The organism is Mycobacterium paragordonae, assembly GCF_003614435.1.
Taxonomy (GTDB): Bacteria; Actinomycetota; Actinomycetes; order Mycobacteriales; family Mycobacteriaceae; genus Mycobacterium; species Mycobacterium paragordonae.
The window spans coordinates 868510-884222 of sequence record NZ_CP025546.1; the positions used below are offsets into that span (position 1 = coordinate 868510).

Genomic DNA, 15713 nt, shown 5'->3' on the forward strand with positions numbered 1-15713 from the left:
ACGCCAGCCGTGCCCGCCTCCAGCATCTACATCGCGGCGCCCGAATCGGAGACCGGCAAGTCGACGATCGCGCTGGGGCTGATGCACCGGCTGGCGGCCACGGCCGCGAAAGTCGGTGTCTTCCGGCCGATTACGCGTCATGAGAAGGGCCGCGACTACATCCTGGAATTGCTGCTCGAGCAGTCCACCGCGGGCCTGACGTATGAACAGTGCGTCGGGGTGACGTACCAACAACTGCACGACGACGGCGACGCCGCGATAGCCGGGATCGTCGACGCGTACCACGCGGTGGCCGAGCACTGCGACGCGGTGGTGATCGTCGGCAGCGACTACACCGACGTGACCAGTCCGGCCGAGCTTTCGGTGAACGCGCGGATCGCGGTGAACCTGGGCGCACCGGTCCTGCTCACGGTTCGCGGCAAGGACCGCACGCCCGACGAGGTCGCCAGTGTCGTGGAGGTGTGTCTGGCCGAGCTGTCCGCGCAGCGGGCACATACCGCGGCTGTCGTCGCCAACCGGTGTGAACCAGCCGAGATGCCTGCCGTCGCGGATGCGCTGCGCAAGTTCACCCCGCGCGCCTACGTGCTGCCCGAGGAGCCACTGCTGGCCGCGCCGACGGTGGCCGAACTGACCACCGCGGTCAACGGGACACCGATTCGCGGTGACGAACAACTGGCCCAGCGCGAGGTGATGGGCGTGATGGTCGCCGGCATGACCGCCGACCACTGCCTCGAGCGGCTGCGCGACGGCATGGCCGTGATCACCCCGGGCGACCGCTCAGACGTGGTACTCGCGGTTGCCAGTGCCCATGCGGCAGAAGGGTTTCCGTCGTTGTCGTGTCTGGTGCTCAACGGCGGCTTCGACCTGCACCCGTCGATCGCCGCCCTGGTTGCCGGGCTGCGGCTGCGGTTGCCGATCATCGCCACCACGCTGGGCACCTACGACACGGCCAGCGCGGCGGCCACGGCCCGCGGCCGCGTCACCGCTTCCTCGCAACGCAAGATCGACACGGCGTTGCAACTGATGGACCGGCACGTCGACATCGATGATCTGCTCGAGCAGCTCACCATCCCGATCCCGACGGTCACCACGCCGCAGATGTTCACCCACCAGCTGCAGGAGCGAGCCCGGGCGGACCGCCGGCACATCGTGTTGCCCGAGGGCGAGGACGACCGGATCCTGCGCTCGGCCGGCCGTCTGCTGCAGCGCTCCGTCGCCGACTTGACGATTCTGGGCGACGAAACCCAAGTGCGTTCCCGCGCAGCCGAACTCGGTGTGAGCCTGGACGATGCGACGGTGATCGACCCGCGCACCAGCGAACTGCACGAACACTTTGCGCAGCAATACGCCGAACTGCGCAAGGCTAAGGGCGTCACGCTCGAGCACGCCCGCGAGATCATGAACGACGCAACGTATTTCGGCACCATGCTGGTGTACAACGGCAAGGTCGACGGGATGGTGTCCGGTGCCGTGCACACCACCGCGCACACCGTGCGCCCGGCGCTGGAGATCATCCGCACGGTGCCGGACGTGTCCACGGTGTCCAGCATCTTCCTGATGTGTCTGCCGGACCGGGTGCTGGCCTACGGTGACTGCGCGATCATCCCCAACCCGACTACCGAACAGCTTGCCGACATCGCGATCTCTTCGGCGCGCACGGCCGCTCAGTTCGGTATCGAGCCGCGGGTGGCCATGCTGTCCTACTCGACGGGGGACTCCGGTTCGGGTGCCGATGTCGAAAAGGTCAGGAAGGCAACCGAACTGGTGCGTTCCCGGGATCCACAACTGCTGGTCGAGGGGCCGATCCAGTACGACGCCGCGGTCGACCCGTCGGTCGCGGCGACCAAGATGCGCGACTCCCCGGTGGCCGGCCGCGCCACCGTGCTGATCTTCCCCGACCTCAACACCGGCAACAACACCTATAAGGCGGTGCAGCGGTCCGCGGGCGCCATCGCGATCGGGCCGGTGCTGCAGGGTCTGCGCAAACCGGTCAACGACCTGTCTAGGGGCGCGCTGGTCGAAGACATCGTGAATACCGTTGCCATAACCGCGATTCAGGCGCAGGGCTGCGATGAGTGATCGTCTGGTGCTGGTGATCAACTCCGGATCGTCGTCGCTGAAATTCCAGCTCGTCGATCCGGATTCCGGAGCGTCACGGGCGGGTGGCACGGTCGAACAGATCGGGGAGCCGTCGTCGCCCATCGCTGACCACGACGCGGCGCTCCGTCGCGCGTTCGAGATGCTGAACGACGACGGCATCGACCTGCAGCGCTGCGGACTGGCCGCGGTGGGGCACCGGGTGGTCCACGGCGGCAACCACTTTCACCGTCCCACGCTGCTGGACGACGCGGTGGTCCGCGAACTCGAGAAGCTCGCGCCGCTGGCCCCGCTGCACAACCCGCCCGCTGTGCAGGGCATCGAGGTGGCGCGCAAGCTGCTGCCCGGAGTGCCGCACATCGCGGTGTTCGATACGGCGTTCTTCCACCACCTGCCGGCGGCCGCCGCCACCTACGCCATCGACCGGGAACTCGCCGAGAAATGGCAGATCCGCCGGTACGGATTCCACGGCACCTCACACGAGTACGTCAGCGGCCAGGCGGCGACATTCCTGGGCCGGCCGGCCGGCGAGCTGAATCAGATCGTGCTGCATCTGGGTAACGGGGCGTCGGCGTCCGCGGTCGCAGGCGGGCGTCCGGTCGAGACGTCTATGGGCCTGACACCGTTGGAAGGTCTGGTGATGGGCACCCGCAGCGGTGACATCGACGCGGGTGTCTTCAGCTACCTGTGGCGGACCGCGAACATGGATGTCGACGAGATCGAGTCAATGCTGAACAAGCGGTCCGGGGTGCTGGGCCTGGCGGGCGAGCGCGATTTCCGCCGGTTGCGCGCGATGATCGAATCCGGTGACACCGCAGCGAAATTGGCGTACGACGTGTTCATCCACCGGCTGCGCAAATACATCGGCGCGTACCTGGCGGTGCTGGGACACACCGACGTGATCAGTTTCACAGCCGGAATCGGCGAGCACGACGCGGCCGTGCGCCGAGATGCGTTGGCAGGACTGGGCGAGCTCGGGATCGAGCTCGACGAGGAACGCAATGCCGCGACGGGCTCCGGCGCCCGCCGGATCTCGAGCGACCGCTCGTCCGTCGCCGTGCTGGTGGTGCCGACGAACGAGGAACTGGCCATCGCCCGCGACTGCGTCAGCCTGCTATAGAAATCCCAGGTTGGTGCGGCCGGCACCGACCGACGGGGTGGGGTCGGTGCGCAGCGTCCCGACCAGCAGCTCGTGGTAGACGTCGCGAAAGTCAGTGGTGTACTTGAGGTCTCCGTGGTCGAGGTCGGTCAGGCTCGGCTCGTCGCCGTAGAACCCGCCCTTGACCGGCGCGCCCGCGACGAACACCGGTCCGGCGGTGCCGTGGTCGGTGCCCTGGGACGCATTCGCCGCAACGCGGCGACCGAACTCCGAGTAGGCCAGCACCACGACGTTGGCGCCGGCCACCTGCTGCAGGAACCCGGTGACGGCTTCGTCGAAGCTCTGCAGCAGTCGCTGCTGGGTGCCGCGTTCGTTGGCGTGGGTGTCGAAGCCGCCGAGGTGCGCCAGGTAGACCCGAGTCGGAACCCGGGCCTTGATGGCGGCGGCCACCAGACTGAGCCGGGCCGCCAGTGCGTTCTGCGACTCCGCCCCTTGGACGGATTCAAATCTCGCGTTGGTGGTGCGAGCGGCGCGGTAGGACTTGGCGACCGCAGCCATGGCAGGGGTGTCGCCGGGATCGTCGGCCGAGAGCGCCTGCATGGTCGCGTCGAACCTGTCGGACTTGCCACCGTCACCAGATGTCGAAAGCGCTGCCGCTGTTTGCTTTTCGCCGACCGCGAGCAGCGGCAGCACACTGCCGACGTTGACCGCGCGCAGCGGGTCGTCACCGGTAGCGTCGAGCCACCGGCCGATCCAACCGGTGGCAACGGGGGCGTCCGGCGACGCGGTCTGCCAGATGTCCATGGACCGGAAGTGGCTGTGGTCGGGTTTGGGATAGCCAGCGCCGCGCACGATGGCGAGACGCCGCTCGTTCCACAATTGCGCCAGGCCGCGCATCGCGGGGTTCAGGCCGAGCTGATCGTCGAGGTGCAGGACGTCTTCGGGAGCGTAGGCCAGTTCCGGGCGGGCGTCGTGATAAGCGTTGTCCGCGTAGGGAATCAGCGTGTTGATGCCGTCGTTGCCGCCGTACAGGGTGACGATCACCAGCACCCCGTCGCCCGCGGCCAGCGGACGGTCCTGCGCGGCCCGCAGCAGGTCGTCCCAGTCGACCGCCAACGCGCCGGACAAGAGGCCGGCCGCACCCACCCCGGCGCCGGCGATCAGGAACTTGCGGCGGTTCATGAGGTCAGGTACTCCGGTGTGTTGACGGCGGCGGTCACCAGGCGCTCGGGCTGGCGCACCAGGGGTTGCAGGGCTTCGACCGTGCGGTCTGTCCACGCGCCCACGCCGATCAGGTATCCGACCGCGTCGATCCGCTGGCCAGGCGCGGTGCTGTCGATCGTCGACAAGTCCGCTGACCGGGCGAACTTGGCGGCGGTGCGCAGCCTCGTGGTGGCCGACGCGGTGGACAACCAGACCTGGCCGCGCGGCCAGCCGTTGACGTCGGTGGGGAAGAACGGGCGCTGGCCCAGCACCTTGAGGGTGGTCTCGACCAGCTTGTCGTGCTGCTCGGCAGGCCGGAGCGCACGGATCACGCCGACCAGCCACTCGACGGGAGTGTTGACGACGGTCGCACGGCCGCCGGTGAACTCGTCGTCGGTGAGGACGGCCCGGGTCAGCGCCTTGAGGTCACGCCGGGGGCCGTACGCGGCGACGATGCGCTCGAGTGCCGGCCCGGACGGCGGTTCGTCGGACACCAACTGCTGCCACAGGTGCCCGGCGACGTGCGCGGCCGAACCGGGCCGGGCCAGGACCGCGTCGCAGAACCCGGCGGCATCGAAGTCCCGCGTGACGCCGAACAGGGTTTTGAGTCCGGGGTCGCGGCGGCGGGCCACCAACACCGGCTGGCCATCGCCGATCGTCCATCCGGTCAGGGCGCGGGCGCCGGCGCGCACGTCGTCCTCGGTGTACCCGTTGTTGTGGCCGAGGGTGAACAGCTCCATGAATTCGCGGGCCAGGTTCTCATTGGGAGCTTTGGCGGTGTTGAGCTGTCCGTCCAGCCAGCGCAGCATCGCGGCGTCGGTGAGCATCGTGTACGCCAGAGTCCGGAAGTCGCCCAGCTTCAAGGTGCGCAGCTTCTGGTTCTGCGCCGCCATGTACGCCGCGATCCGCACCTTCTGCGCGGAAGTGGCGAAGTGGTTGTGCCACAACAACGTCAGCTTCTCGTGCAGCGGCAGCTCGACGGCGAGCATGCGGCTCAGCCACCATCGGGTCAGTTCGTCGTTCTGTTCGGAGAGCTGACGCCGATACTGGGCGCGCGCCGCCTTCGTGGCGCCTCTGGCGGGCGGCTGTGGGGGCGGGAGTGATGGCATCGGGGTGGCGAGCGCCCCCCGGTCGGCGTCGGGATCGGCGGCCAGGGCGGCGTCGACGTAGGTCGGCCAGTTCTGGCCCACCACCGCGTCGACCTCGGCGCCCGTGGCCCCGAACCCGCACCGGCGCAGGACGCGGGCCGTCATGATCCACCGTGGGGACTGCCCGGCCATAGTGAACCACTGTCGCGCGCAAACCTATGTTTTCGCTGAGTGTGGCTCTGGATCGAGGTAAGTGGATGGGCTGGATCGTCGTCCGGGTGGTCGCGGAGAACCATCCCGCCGCAATTGTGCGGCGGGTCCGTGCCGCTCTGGAGGCGGCAGCGGCACGTTCGCGAGTTTGACTGTGCACCTGCTGCTTTGACAGTGCGGCTACCGTCGAAATCCTGGCGGATCTCGACGGTAGCCGCACACTCGATGGACAGGGAAAGCGGTAAAGCGCGGCCGGCGCCCGGCCCGGCCTTCAGTGCCTGAATAGGCTTTGGTGTGCTTGAGGGAAGAGCACGCTCACTCGTTTGGCCGGGGTGCGGGCCGCTCGGCTAGGTCATTTGTGATGTCATCACCTGCCTTTCACTGCTCAGTAGTGACCATGTGTGCGGGGAAGCCGGAGGGCTGCGCTGGACGGCCCGCACCGGGTGTGCCGGTCCGCTCCAGGCCCTGAGTGGGGCGTAGGTCGTCACCGGGCGCGCGGGCGGCCTGCGGGCGGCGGCAACCGCCGCGCACAGGATGGCGTCCACCTCGGCGAACAACTCGGCGACGTCAGCATCCAGGGCGTCCAGGTCCAGCTCAGCGGGAGTCAACAGGCTGGTCATCTCGCGGCCGATCAGGCGTTGATGACCTGGTGTCCGTTGCTCCGCCCGATCGTGATCTTGCGCGGTTTCGCCTTCTCGGCCACCGGGATTCGCAGCGTCAGCACTCCCGTGTCGTAGGACGCCTCGATCTTCTCGGTGTCGAGATTGTCGCCCAGCACCAACTGGCGGCTGAACACCCCACGGGGGCGTTCGCTGGCCAGCATCTCCCGGCCGGGATCGATTTCGGGGCGCTCCGCACGCACCGTGACCACGTTGCGCTCGATGTCCAGGTCCAACGAGTCCGCATCGATGCCGGGCAGATCGAATTCCACGACAAATGATGTGCCGTCTCGCCACGCGTCCATCGGCATCACCGACGGACGGGACGCCGTCCCCGACATCGGCCGGGTGAAGCGGTCGAAGTCACGGAACGGATCGGTTCGCATCAGCATCGTCGCCACCTCCAACTCTCAATGTGGTGTTACAGCCGAAGTAAATGTATGCCGTGAGGCATACATTTGATTTACCATCGAGGCCGCGCGAATGCAAGATCCGGAACCGAATTTTTTCTCAATAGCGTTGTGCCCGTGGGCTACCGGTCAGAATGTGCTGGTTGGCCGCACCTGGTTGGCCATGTCGACCAGGGTGTACCGGTGTCGCTGCGTGGGGGCCACCCGCGCGAGACTGCGCAGCGACGCCTCCACGCCCAGCCGCAGCCCGTGGTCGGTGAACGGGAACCCCAGGATGTGGTTGGTGCTGGCTTGATTGTTCGCTCCGTTGTCCTGCAGCCAGTCCATCGCGCCGCCGAGCACCAGCGCGCGGATTTGCAACACCCGGGGTTCGGTGGGCGGCAGGGCTTCCACCCGCCGGGCGGCGTCGCGGATCTGCTCCTCGGTGATCTCGCTCTGCGACCTTCCGGACAGCAGGGTCACCGCGCTGGTCAGTCGCGCGGTGGTGAAATGCCTTGAGGTGGGGGGTACTTCGTCCAATGTCTGCACCGCGCCCCGACGATCGCCCAAAGCCGAACGTGCCCTGGCCAATCCGAACGCGGCCGAGATCACGCCGTCGTTGGTACCCCACACCGTCTGGTAGTACTTGTGCTCGTCCGGCTCGCCGGCCAGTTCGTAGGTGGCGGCCAGTGCGAGCTTGGGCGCCAGCTCGCCGGGGAAGGTGTCGAGCACCTCGGTGAAATGCTTGATCGCCGACTCGTAGTCGCCGGTGAGCAGCCCGGCCACCCCGCGGTACCAGACCAGCCGCCACTGCCAGCCGACCCGTTCGGCGAGATCCTCGAGTTTGCGGGAAGCCTTGCTGACGTCCCCCAGATCCAGCAGGGCCCGCACCTCCATGAGCGGCAACTCCACCGACTCGCTGAGGTCCAGCCCCTCGGCGTCCAGCGAGCCGTGCCGCGCCGCGCGCAACGAGTCCAGCGTCTGCACCGGCTGCGAGAGCACCGTCGCCTGCAGCACCGGAGCGGCGACATCCGTGGGGTCCACCAGCGGCACCGACAGCGCGGTGACGATCTCCTTGGCCGTCAGCTTCTCCGAATGCACCTGACCGTCCAAGTACACGTCGGTGTGCGCGACCAACAGGTCCACCCCGAACGTCGACCGGCTGGGGCTGAAGATCGTCGACAACCCGGGGCGCGGCACCCCGGTGTCCTGGGCCACCACCTCGCGCAGCACGCCCATTAACTGCCCGGACATCTCCTCGGCGCTGGTGAAGCGTCGCCGCGGGTCGGGGTCGATGGCGCGGCGCAACAGGCGCGCGAACGACTCGTACTGGGCCAGCACCGGGTCATCGTCGGGCAGGCCGTCGACGTAGCGGCCGTTGCGGGTGCGCAGGCTCATGGTCAGCGCCGCCAGGGTGCGGCCCACGGTGTAGATGTCGGTGGCGATGGTCGGCCCGGTGCGCACGATCTCAGGGGCCTGGTAGCCGGGGGTTCCGTAGAGGTATCCGAAGGAGTTGATCCGCGACACCGCACCGAGGTCGATCAGCTTGAGCTGCTCCTCGGTGAGCATGATGTTCTCCGGCTTGAGGTCGTTGTAGACCAGGCCGATGGAGTGCAGATAGCTCAGTGCGGGAAGGATTTCCAGGATGTAGGCGATGGCCTCGGCGACCGGCAGGTTCTCGCCGCGGCCCCGCTTGAGCGACTGCCCGCCGATGTACTCCATGACGATGTAGCCGACCGGATCGCCGTGCTTGTCGCTGTGTTCGACGAAGTTGAAGATCTGCACGATCGACGGGTGCACCACTTCGGCCAGGAACTGGCGTTCGGCCATCGCGATCGCCTGGGCTTCGGCATCACCGGAATGCACCAGGCCCTTGAGCACCACCGGGCGGTCGTTGACGTTGTGGTCCAGCGCCAGGTAGACCCAGCCCAGGCCGCCGTGCGCGATGCAACCCTTGACCTCGTACTGGCCTGCGATGGTGTCGCCCGGATTCAGTTGCGGCAGAAAAGAATAGGGGCTGCCGCAATAGGGGCACCAGCCCTCCTTGGATCCTTCGGTGCCCTTGTCCGTGCTCTTGCTCAGGGCCGTCCGTCCGACCGGCCGTCCGCAGTTCCAGCAGAACCGCTTCGATTCCGGGACCACCGGGTTCTTCATCAACGCCTTGAGCGGATCGATGTCGGGGGTGCGCGGGATCTCCACCAGGCCGCCGCCGAGCTGACGGACCGGCGGCAGCGCCCGGGTCGCGACCGACATCCGGTCCTGCGGCTGGGTGTCGAGGCTGCCCAGCGAGATCTGGAAGTCGTCGTCATCGTCGTCGTCGAAATCCGGCCGGAACAGGGCCTGGGTGGCCTGCGGCCGGCCGGTCGTCGCGGTCGCACCCGTCTGGGCTTCCTCCGGCTGGGCCGCCGCCTGGGTGCCGGGGTCCCCGTCGACCTGGTCTTCCTGCTCCTCGTGCGTCGGCTTGCCCATCAGTCCACGTACCTCGGCTGCGGTGGCAGTGGAGCCGGACCCAGCACCGTCAACCACTTGCGGTACAGCGTGTTCCAGGTGCCGTCGGTGCGAATCCGCTCCAGGGTGCCGTTGACGAAGCGGACCAGTCCGGTGTTGTCCAGGTTGATGCCGATGCCGTAGGGCTGGGTGGCCATGTTCGGGCCGACGATGTGCAGGTAGGGGTCCTCCTCCACCAGCCCGGCCAGGATCGAGTCGTCGGTGCTGACGGCGTCGATCTGGCGCTGCTGCATCGCCACCAGGCAGTCGGCCCAGTTCACCACCGACACGATCACCGCCGGCGGCGTGATCTCGCGGATGCGGCGCAACGAGGTGGTGCCCCGGGCCACGCAGACCCGCTTGCCGGACAGATCGGACACCTTGGCGATCGGCGAGTCCCGCGGGGCCAGGATGCGCTGGTTCGCATCCAGGTACACGGTGGAGAAGTTGACCAGCTTGCGTCGCTCGCAGGTGATCGTCATGGTCTTGACGACCACGTCGACCTGCGAGCGCTGCAGCGCGGTGATGCGTTCATCGGCCGACAGGATGCGGTACTCGACGTGCGAGGGTCCGCCGAAGATGTCGCGCGCCACCTCGCCGGCGATATCGACGTCGAAGCCGGTGATCTCGCCGGTGATCGGGTCGCGGAAGCTGAACAGGTTGCTGCCGATGTCCAGGCCGACGATCAGCCGGCCCCGGGTGCGGATGTTGGCCACCGCGGCGTCGGCGTCGGCCTTATTGGGGAACGGGCGCAGGCTGGCGGTCGGATTGCAGTCCTGGCTGGTGTTGTCCGGCGGCAGCGCGGCTTCCATCGGCAGTTCCTGCATGCCGACGGGCGTCGGCAGCGGCAGCGTCGGCGTCACCTCCACCTTCAGTGTCTCGGGATGTCCGCAGCCGGCCAGCAGGATCGAGGCGGCTAGCAGCGCCGCGATCCGCCGCGCGATCACCGGTACTCCTTCAGCCGGGGCCACAGGCCCAGCGCGACGGCGATGGCCGCACCCAGGCTGAGCACCACCGCGCCGACCTGCGCCCCGGCCAGGCCGCGCTTGGCGTTCAGGACGTCGTTGCGCAGGTGGTTGCGGCTCTGCGCCATCGCCTTGGTCAGGGCCTCATCGAGCTTGTCGAAGGCGGGGGTGGAGTCGTCTTCGCCTTTGCCGAGCGCGACCTGGGTGGCGGCCCGGTAGTTTCCGACCGAGATGTAGGCGTTGATCCGGTCGTTGGCCTGCTGCCAGCGCACCAGCAGCTGGTCCGCGCCCTGCAGGTCGGGCTTGTCGACGGCGTCGCGGCGCGTCATGTACGCGTCGAGTTGGTGGTGCATGGCGTCGATGCGCTGGTAGAAGGCCTGCTTGCGGACCTCTTCGTCGCCACGCCGGATCAGCGACAAGGTCTCGTCGGCGCGGGCCTGCTGGGCGGTGATGGCCAGGTTGGTGACGGTCCGCAACGACTCGGCCGCGGTGTCCTTGGCGCTGCGGCTGGCCGTCGTCGAGATTGTCAGAGCCGTGCCCACCCAGACCACCATGATGAGAATACCGAGCCCGCCGACCACCAGACCCGGATTGACCCGTCGCCGCGTGCGCCGGGCCAGCCAGCGGTGGGCGAACGCACCGAATGCGACGGTGGTGGTCACGACCAGGATCACCGGAGCCGGGATCTGCGTGGAGGCCGTGGTCTCGCTGTCCACCCGCGCCGATGTCGCCTGGTACAGCTGCTGGGCATCCGGCAGGATCCGCGACTGCATCAGTCCGGAGGCCTCGGACAGGTACGACGAGCCGACCGGGTTGCCCGCCCGGTTGTTGGTGCGGGCGATCTCGACCAGCCCGGTATAGACCGCCAGTTCGGCGTTGATCCTGCCCAGCAGCTGTACCAGGGGTTCGTCCGTCAGCCCGCTGGATGCCCGGGTCACTGCCACCGCGGCGTCGGTGATGGCCTGCTCGTAGCGCAGCCGGACGGCGCGCGGCTCGGTCTGGGCGATGAACGCGGTCGCGGCGGCGGCGTCGGCCACCGACAGCGTGGTGTAGAGCCGTCCGGCGGCGAACGACAGCGGCTCGGTGTGGTCGAGGACGGTGGTCAGCACCTGCTGGCGGTGGTTGATGGTGGTCGAGGTGGCGAACGCACTCGACACACCCAGGGCCGCCAGCACGATACCGATGGTCAGGATGCGCCCCGGCGTGGTCGAGATGAACCACCAGCGGGGATGAGCCGGTTCTGCGGGCGAGCGCGACCCCATCGGCTCGGTCGACGGGTGCGCCAGCTCAACCGTCACGTCTGCTCGGACCTCATCTCGGCCATATTACGAACCCGTATAAGCGAATTCTAAGAGCATCTCGCTGCGGATGGGGGGAGGCGTGACCAATTACCTAACCGGGGTTGCGTGCATATCCTGAATCCGTGCAGGGCGACGGTGACGGGTGGGTGATCTCCGAGCGCGGCGCCCATTACTGGGGGAGGTACGGCGCGGCCGGCCTGTTGCTGCGTGCTCCGCGACCGGACGGGACCCCCGCGGTCCTGTTGCAGCACCGGGCGGTGTGGAGCCATCAGGGTGGTACCTGGGGCCTGCCGGGTGGCGCCCGCGACAGTCACGAGACTCCGGAGGAGACCGCGGTGCGCGAGGCCCAGGAGGAGGCGGGTCTGGTCGCCGAGTGGCTGACGGTGCGGGCGGCGGTGGTGACGGCGGAAGTCCCGGGCATGGGCGGGACGCTGTGGAGCTACACGACCGTGGTCGCCGACGCCGGTGAGCTGCTGCAGACCGTGCCCAACCGGGAGAGCGCCGAGTTGCGCTGGGTCGGCGAGGACGAGGTGGCCGGGCTGCCGCTGCATCCGGGCTTCGCCGCCAGCTGGGACCGACTTCGCAGTGTGCTGGCAACTCTGCCTCCGGCGCGCTGAGCCGCTCGCTCCACCGCGTCGAGAGTGCCCCTGGCGACACGACACGCCGCTGGTGCGTCGTGCGATTCACACTCGGGGGGTGGTCAGTGCCCTCTTCAGCTGTTCGGCCGCTGCCCGCGGATCGGCGGCGGCGGTGATGGCCCGCACCACGACGACGCGGCGAGCGCCGGCCGCAAGCACGTCAGGCAGCCGTTGCAGGTCGATACCGCCGATGGCGAACCAGGGCATCTCGGTGTCCAGGGTGGCGGCGGTGCGGACCAGGTCCAGACCCGGTGCCGGACGGCCCGGTTTGGTGGGCGTGGGCCAACACGGCCCCACGCAGAAATAGTCGACAGCGGAAGCGGCCGCCGCCGCTGCCTCGCCGGCGTCGTGGCTGGACCGGCCGATCAGGGTGCCGGGTCCGACGATGTCTCGGGCGATGTCCAGGGGCAGGTCGCGCTGGCCGAGGTGCAGCACGTCGGCTCCGGCCGCGCGGGCGACGTCGGCGCGGTCGTTGACCGCGAACAGCGCACCGTGCCGGCGGGCCGCATCGGCCAGGATCTCGCAGGCCGCCAGCTCGTCGAGCGCCTCCAGCGGGCCGAACTGCCGCTCACCGGGGGAACCCTTGTCGCGCAGCTGGATGATGTCGACCCCGCCGGCCAGCGCGGCGTCGGCGAACTCGGCCAGGTCGCCGCGCTCGCGGCGCGCGTCGGTGCACAGGTACAGACGGGATTCGCTCAGCCGGGTACGGGGGTCCTGCACACCGCGACGTTAGCGCGCTAGCGTGGAGCCTGAAGAACACACGGGAGTCCCGGGCACCAGCGGGGCTGAGAGTGGGCACTGCCAGCTACCTGGACCTGTCCTTACCGTCACACCTGATCCGGGTCATGCCGGCGAAGGGAGCACAGGATGTCAGGTTCGGTCGCCGTGATCGGCGGCGGCGTCATCGGGCTGTCGGTGGCGCGCCGCGCGGCGCAGGCCGGGTTGGCGGTGACGGTGCACCGCACTCAGGAACGCGGCGCCTCCTGGGTCGCCGGCGGCATGCTCGCCCCGCACAGCGAAGGCTGGCCTGGTGAGGAACGACTGCTGCGGCTGGGTCTGGAGTCGCTGCGGTTGTGGCACGAGGGGTTCCTGGACGGACTGGATCCGGCGGTGGTCACCGCGCGCGAGTCCCTGGTGGTCGCCGTCGACCGGGCCGATGTCGCCGACCTGCGCACCGTCGCGGACTGGCTGTCCCGGCAGGGCCACCCGGTGGTCTGGGAGTCGAGTGCGCGCGACGTCGAACCGCTGCTGGCACAGGGCATTCGGCACGGTTTTCGGGCGCCCACCGAGTTGGCGGTGGACAACCGCGGCGTCGTGGACGCGCTGGCCCGGGACTGCGAGCGGCTCGGCGTGCGCTGGGCGGCGCCGGTGGCCGAGCGCAGCGCCGCCGACGGCGACACGGTGGTGATCGCCAACGGGATCGACGCGCCGACGTTGTGGCCCGGCCTGCCGGTGCGGCCGGTGAAGGGCGAGGTACTGCGGCTGCGCTGGCGCAAGGGCTGTATGCCGTTGCTGCGCAGGGTGGTTCGGGCCCGCGTGCACGGACGCCAGGTGTATCTGGTGCCGCGGGCGGACGGCGTGGTGGTGGGTGCGACCCAGTACGAACACGGCAGGGACACCGCGCCGGTGGTGTCGGGCATCCGTGACCTGCTCGAGGACGCCTGCGCGGTGATGCCGGCGCTCGGGGAGTACGAATTCGCCGAATGCGCGGCTGGCCTGCGCCCGATGACGCCCGATAACCTGCCCATTGTGCGACGACTCGACGAGCGGACCGTGGTGGCCGCCGGCCACGGCCGGTCGGGTTTTCTGCTGGCGCCGTGGACCGCCGAAAGGGTTGTCTGCGAACTCGTTCCGGTGGGAGTCCAGTGATGATCGTGGTGGTCAACGAGCAACGGCTCGAGGTCGACGAACGCACCACGGTGGGCGCGCTGCTGGCCTCGCTGGGCTTCCCCGACCGCGGCGTGGCGGTCGCGATGGGCGACGCGGTGCTGCCCCGGTCCGATTGGGCCACCAGGCTTTTCGACGGTGCGCGACTCGAGGTGGTGACGGCGGTGCAAGGTGGCTGACCATAAGCTGACGATCGCGGATCGCAGCTTCTCATCCCGGCTGATCATGGGCACCGGCGGTGCGACGAGCCTTTCGGTATTGGAGGAGGCGCTGGTCGCTTCCGGAACCGAACTGACCACGGTGGCCATTCGCCGGGTCGACGCTGAAGGCGGCACGGGGCTGCTCGATCTACTCAACCGGCTCGGCATCACACCGCTGCCCAACACCGCCGGCTGCCGCGGCGCCGCCGAGGCCGTGCTGACCGCCCAGCTTGCGCGTGAGGCGCTGGACACCAACTGGGTCAAGCTCGAGGTGATCGCCGACGAGCGCACGCTACTGCCCGACGCGGTCGAGTTGGTCAGGGCCGCAGAGCAATTGGTAGACGATGGCTTCGTGGTGCTGCCGTACACCAATGACGACCCGGCGCTGGCCCGACGGCTGGAGGACACCGGTTGCGCGGCGGTGATGCCGCTGGGTTCACCGATCGGGACCGGACTCGGCATCACCAATCCGCACAACATCGAGATGATCGTCGCGCGCGCGGGTGTTCCCGTCGTGCTTGATGCGGGCATCGGAACCGCCAGCGACGCCGCACTGGCGATGGAGTTGGGTTGCGACGCCGTGCTGTTGGCCACCGCGGTGACCCGCGCCGCCGACCCGGCGGCCATGGCCGCGGCGATGGCCGCCGGGGTCACCGCCGGGTTCCTGGCGCGCCGCGCCGGCCGGATCCCGAAGCGCTTCTGGGCTCAGGCATCGAGCCCGGATAAATGAAACGGTATGTCGCACTGGGCAGTTCGATGGCGTCCGGCCCGGGGATCAGCCCGCGCGCCGAGGGCGCGCCGTGGCGGTCGGGCCGGTCGGCCCGCAACTACCCGCATCTGGTCGCCGAGCGCGCCGGCCTGGATTTGGTCGACGTCACCTACTCCGGGGCCACCACCGCACATGTGCTGGCCGAACGGCAGAACGGCGCACCGCCGCAACTCACGGCACTGAACGGGTCGGAGACGCTGGTGACGGTCACCATCGGCGGCAACGACGTCGGCTATGTCCCGCTGCTGATGGCGGCCTCGTTGCCGTCCATCACCCGACGGCTGCCGCTGGTCGGTGGCCGCATCGCCGAACTGCTGGACCGCGAGGCGCGCGAGCTGGCACTGAGCCGGGTGTTCGATTCGCTGTGCGAGGTGGGCAGGTCCATCCGCCGGCGTGCGCCGCAGGCCCGGGTGCTGTTCGTCGACTACCTGACGCTGCTGCCGCCGTCGGGTCAGAAGGCGCCGCCGCTGTCCGGCGAGCACGCGGACCTGGGCCGGCACGTGGCTATCACGCTCGAGCAACTAACGGCGAAGGCCGCCGCGGCGACCGACTGTGAAGTCGTGTCCGCCGCGGCGGCCAGCCGCGATCATCATGCGTGGTCGCGGCACCCCTGGACGGTGAAAGTCGTTGTGCCGCTACCTGGTCGTCCGGCTCCGTTGCATCCCAACGAAGCGGGGATGCGGGCGGTCGCTGACCTGATTGTGAGCCGGTTGTAATTCAG

Annotated in this window: 16 protein-coding genes; 8 read left to right on the forward strand and 8 right to left on the reverse strand. The window is 68.9% G+C overall.

Annotated features, from left to right (window positions below):
- The first annotated feature begins 9 nt into the window (after positions 1–9).
- Positions 10–2079 carry a phosphate acetyltransferase gene (pta, locus tag C0J29_RS03935; RefSeq protein WP_120794536.1) on the forward strand — a complete coding sequence of 690 codons (2070 nt, stop codon included), beginning with the start codon at positions 10–12 and terminating at the stop codon, positions 2077–2079.
- Positions 2072–3217, forward strand: coding sequence for an acetate kinase (locus C0J29_RS03940; RefSeq protein WP_120791587.1), 1146 nt, complete (start codon positions 2072–2074; stop codon positions 3215–3217). Before pta ends, C0J29_RS03940 begins: the two co-directional genes overlap by 8 nt.
- Here C0J29_RS03940 and C0J29_RS03945 read toward each other — a convergent pair.
- Positions 3212–4378, reverse strand: coding sequence for a DUF1501 domain-containing protein (locus C0J29_RS03945; RefSeq protein ID WP_120791588.1), 1167 nt, complete (start codon positions 4376–4378; stop codon positions 3212–3214). The genes C0J29_RS03940 and C0J29_RS03945 overlap by 6 nt on opposite strands.
- Complete coding sequence (locus tag C0J29_RS03950) at positions 4375–5679, reverse strand: DUF1800 domain-containing protein (RefSeq protein ID WP_120791589.1); 1305 nt, start codon at positions 5677–5679, stop codon at positions 4375–4377. Before C0J29_RS03950 ends, C0J29_RS03945 begins: the two co-directional genes overlap by 4 nt.
- A 41-nt stretch (positions 5680–5720) precedes the next feature.
- Between C0J29_RS03950 and C0J29_RS34330 the strand changes: the two genes are divergently transcribed.
- Positions 5721–5849 (forward strand): hypothetical protein, encoded by a 129-nt coding sequence (locus tag C0J29_RS34330; protein WP_269456402.1) that lies wholly within the window; start codon positions 5721–5723, stop codon positions 5847–5849.
- Between the two features lie 195 nt (positions 5850–6044).
- Here the strand turns inward: C0J29_RS34330 and C0J29_RS03955 are convergent, their stop codons facing one another.
- From C0J29_RS03955 to glnX, 5 genes are all read right to left on the reverse strand, one after another.
- On the reverse strand, positions 6045–6317 hold the full coding sequence (locus C0J29_RS03955) for a hypothetical protein (RefSeq protein ID WP_120791590.1): 273 nt from the start codon (positions 6315–6317) through the stop codon (positions 6045–6047).
- A gap of 11 nt (positions 6318–6328) precedes the next feature.
- A complete protein-coding gene (locus C0J29_RS03960; RefSeq protein WP_065042962.1) occupies positions 6329–6748 on the reverse strand; it encodes an Hsp20/alpha crystallin family protein in 420 nt (139 codons plus the stop codon).
- A gap of 147 nt (positions 6749–6895) precedes the next feature.
- Positions 6896–9214, reverse strand: a complete 2319-nt coding sequence (locus C0J29_RS03965; protein WP_120791591.1) for a serine/threonine-protein kinase PknG — start codon at positions 9212–9214, stop codon at positions 6896–6898.
- Entirely contained in the window at positions 9214–10179 is a 966-nt protein-coding gene (locus tag C0J29_RS03970; RefSeq protein ID WP_174814816.1) for a glutamate ABC transporter substrate-binding protein, read from the reverse strand. Before C0J29_RS03970 ends, C0J29_RS03965 begins: the two co-directional genes overlap by 1 nt.
- Positions 10176–11495: a protein kinase G-activating protein GlnX gene (gene glnX / locus C0J29_RS03975; RefSeq protein ID WP_065042941.1), complete on the reverse strand. Its 1320-nt coding sequence runs from the start codon at positions 11493–11495 to the stop codon at positions 10176–10178. The genes C0J29_RS03970 and glnX overlap by 4 nt, the downstream gene beginning before the upstream one ends.
- Before the next feature lie 125 nt (positions 11496–11620).
- On the opposite strand from glnX, the gene C0J29_RS03980 reads away from it, so the two are divergent.
- Complete coding sequence (locus C0J29_RS03980; protein WP_065163417.1) at positions 11621–12115, forward strand: NUDIX hydrolase; 495 nt, start codon at positions 11621–11623, stop codon at positions 12113–12115.
- A gap of 66 nt (positions 12116–12181) precedes the next feature.
- Here the strand turns inward: C0J29_RS03980 and thiE are convergent, their stop codons facing one another.
- Complete coding sequence (gene thiE, locus C0J29_RS03985) at positions 12182–12856, reverse strand: thiamine phosphate synthase (RefSeq protein ID WP_120791592.1); 675 nt, start codon at positions 12854–12856, stop codon at positions 12182–12184.
- A gap of 147 nt (positions 12857–13003) precedes the next feature.
- On the opposite strand from thiE, the gene thiO reads away from it, so the two are divergent.
- Genes thiO through C0J29_RS04005 form a run of 4 tightly spaced genes read left to right on the forward strand, consistent with a single transcriptional unit; the run spans position 13004 to position 15708 of the window.
- Complete coding sequence (gene thiO / locus C0J29_RS03990) at positions 13004–14005, forward strand: glycine oxidase ThiO (protein ID WP_065042963.1); 1002 nt, start codon at positions 13004–13006, stop codon at positions 14003–14005.
- Positions 14005–14202, forward strand: coding sequence for a sulfur carrier protein ThiS (thiS, locus tag C0J29_RS03995; protein WP_120791593.1), 198 nt, complete (start codon positions 14005–14007; stop codon positions 14200–14202). The genes thiO and thiS overlap by 1 nt, the downstream gene beginning before the upstream one ends.
- Positions 14195–14953, forward strand: a complete 759-nt coding sequence (gene thiG, locus C0J29_RS04000; RefSeq protein ID WP_065042945.1) for a thiazole synthase — start codon at positions 14195–14197, stop codon at positions 14951–14953. The genes thiS and thiG overlap by 8 nt, the downstream gene beginning before the upstream one ends.
- Positions 14950–15708, forward strand: a complete 759-nt coding sequence (locus C0J29_RS04005) for an SGNH/GDSL hydrolase family protein (RefSeq protein WP_120791594.1) — start codon at positions 14950–14952, stop codon at positions 15706–15708. The genes thiG and C0J29_RS04005 overlap by 4 nt, the downstream gene beginning before the upstream one ends.
- Positions 15709–15713: the final 5 nt, after the last annotated feature.